The sequence below is a fragment of the Actinomycetota bacterium genome, assembly GCA_005774595.1.
Lineage (GTDB): Bacteria > Actinomycetota > Coriobacteriia > Anaerosomatales > D1FN1-002 > D1FN1-002.
Window position 1 is genome coordinate 1 of sequence record VAUM01000339.1, and the last position, 1,992, is coordinate 1,992.

Annotated in this window: 3 protein-coding genes; 1 reads left to right on the forward strand and 2 read right to left on the reverse strand. The window is 74.0% G+C overall.

Features of this window, described 5'->3' with window-relative positions; all coding sequences use genetic code 11:
• The coding region (locus tag FDZ70_09850; protein TLM69038.1) for a DUF523 domain-containing protein at window positions 1-294 on the reverse strand (294 nt) is incomplete at its 3' end.
• 119 nt (window positions 295-413) lie between these two features.
• On the opposite strand from FDZ70_09850, the gene FDZ70_09855 reads away from it, so the two are divergent.
• Entirely contained in the window at window positions 414-1,736 is a 1,323-nt protein-coding gene (locus FDZ70_09855) for a hypothetical protein (GenBank protein ID TLM69039.1), read from the forward strand.
• Between the two features lie 12 nt (window positions 1,737-1,748).
• On the opposite strand, the gene FDZ70_09860 is transcribed toward FDZ70_09855, so the two are convergent.
• The coding region (locus FDZ70_09860; protein TLM69040.1) for a selenocysteine-specific translation elongation factor at window positions 1,749-1,992 on the reverse strand (244 nt) is incomplete at its 5' end.

Genomic DNA, 1,992 nt, shown 5'->3' on the forward strand with positions numbered 1-1,992 from the left:
CACCTTGGCCCCCGTGCCGGTCAACGCGATGCGCGCGCGCGGGACGCCGAGCCCGGACTCGCACTCCGGGCACACCGGGACGAACCTCGTCCCGGCCGCCAGCGCCGCGGCGACCGCGGGTGGGGTCTCGATGACCACCCCGTCGTAGCGCGTCCGCTCGCCGAGCAGGCACGCGCTGATGCCGATCGGAGCGGCGCCTACAGTCGTCACCTCTCGGTCCCTCCTCGCGCGACGGGCGCCCGCGCGGGCGCCCGTGTGTGCCGATTGGCGGAGGCGTGTGCGAATCGAACACACCCGGGACGCTCTTCACGCCCCACTACGGTTTTGAAGACCGCGGAGCCCACCAGGACCCATCCGCCTCCGCCGGCGATTGTACCAGCGTGACGGCCGCGGGCCGCGGCGATGACGATGGCATGGCGTGTGCATGGTCCTGCACCGCACCGGTGGGCCGCGCCGGTGCGGGCGACACAGTCGCCGCGCACGACGATGGAGACAAGCACATACCTGCGATCGCACGCATCGTCATGCGAGCCTCGGCGGGGTTTCTCGTCGTTCTCGCCCTCGGTACCGCCGGCCTCACCGCGGCGCGCGCGACCGACCGGGCGGGCTTCTGCCGCTCGTGCCACGAGATGACGCCGTACCACGACGCCTGGTCCGAGGGCCCGCACGCAGGCGTCGAGTGCGTCGCGTGCCACGTCGATCCCGGGACGGCCGCGCGGCTCGAGCACAAGTTCGTGGCGCTCGCCGAGGTCCGCGCCCACTTCGCAGGCGACCCCGTCTTCCCGCTCGCCACGGCGCCCGTCGTGCCCGACGCGCGCTGCATCGCGTGCCACGCGGACGTCGAGACGTCGCGCACCGCCGGATTCTCACACGAGACCCACACGGCCCGAGGGCCATGCGTCAGGTGCCACTCGACCGCCGGCCACGAGGTGGCCACCGCGGCACTCGCTGCGGCCGGCATATGGTCCGGGCGAGCTCCGGCCGCATCCGCCACCGCCACCGGCCCCGCGCCGGGCCGCGGCAGCGCGGACGTCACCGGTCACGTGAAGGTCGGCTGCACGTCGTGCCACACGCTGTCCGAACTGCGCTGCTCCGACTGCCACGATCCGCGCCATCCCTCGCGGGGCGAGTGCACGACCTGCCACGCCCCCGGTGCCGCGTTCGTCTTCACGCACCCGAAGGACACGTCGTGCGAGAAGTGCCACAAGACCCCGGATCCCACGCATGCGAAGGGGGCGCGGTGCGCGGCATGCCATCCCGAGCCCGCATCGTGGAAGTTCGCGCACCCGACGACCGGCATGTGCGAGAGCTGCCACGCACGGCCATCCGGGCACCGCGCGGGCGCGTGCACGAGCTGCCACGGCGTCGGGACGAGTTGGGCGTTCCGGCATCCCGGCGCCGGCTCCGCGTGCGCCTCGTGCCACGCACGGCCGGCCGGGCACCGCGCGGGCGCGTGCACGAGCTGCCACTCGGTGGGCGCCCGCTGGGCGTTCCGTCACCCGTCGTCGACCGGGTGCTCCTCGTGCCACAAGGCGCCGGGAGGGCACTACGGCTCGTCGTGCGTCTCGTGCCACTCGGCCTCTCGCGCGTGGTCGTCGGCGACGTTCCGGCACCCCTCGGTGCGAGGCGGCGAGCACACCTACCGCAGCTTCCCGTGCGCGTCGTGCCACCCGAGGGGCTACGGCTCCACCGACTGCAACACGTGCCACGCGCGCAACGGCGAGGACGACGACTGACCTGCCGCCGGTTCAGCCGCGCAGCACGCGCAGGTCGCCCTCGCGTCTTGTGACGCCCTGCGCGTCGAACCACTCGAGCAGCGGGATCGCGTACTTGCGCGAGACGCCGAGCGCGTCGCGCAGGTCGGCGGCGGCCAAGCCGTCCGGTGCCGCTTCGAGCGCGGCGACGAGCCGGGCCCGGGCATCCTCGATCGCGCGGCCGGCGAAGTGCAGATCCGCGCCGATGCGAACGACCCGGCCTTCCGCAGCCAGCCGG

Bases quoted from the DNA above. Each gene is read 5' to 3' on its own strand.
- FDZ70_09855 (TLM69039.1), top strand. From the start codon at position 414: ATGGCGTGTGCATGGTCCTGCACCGCACCGGTGGGCCGCGCCGGTGCG.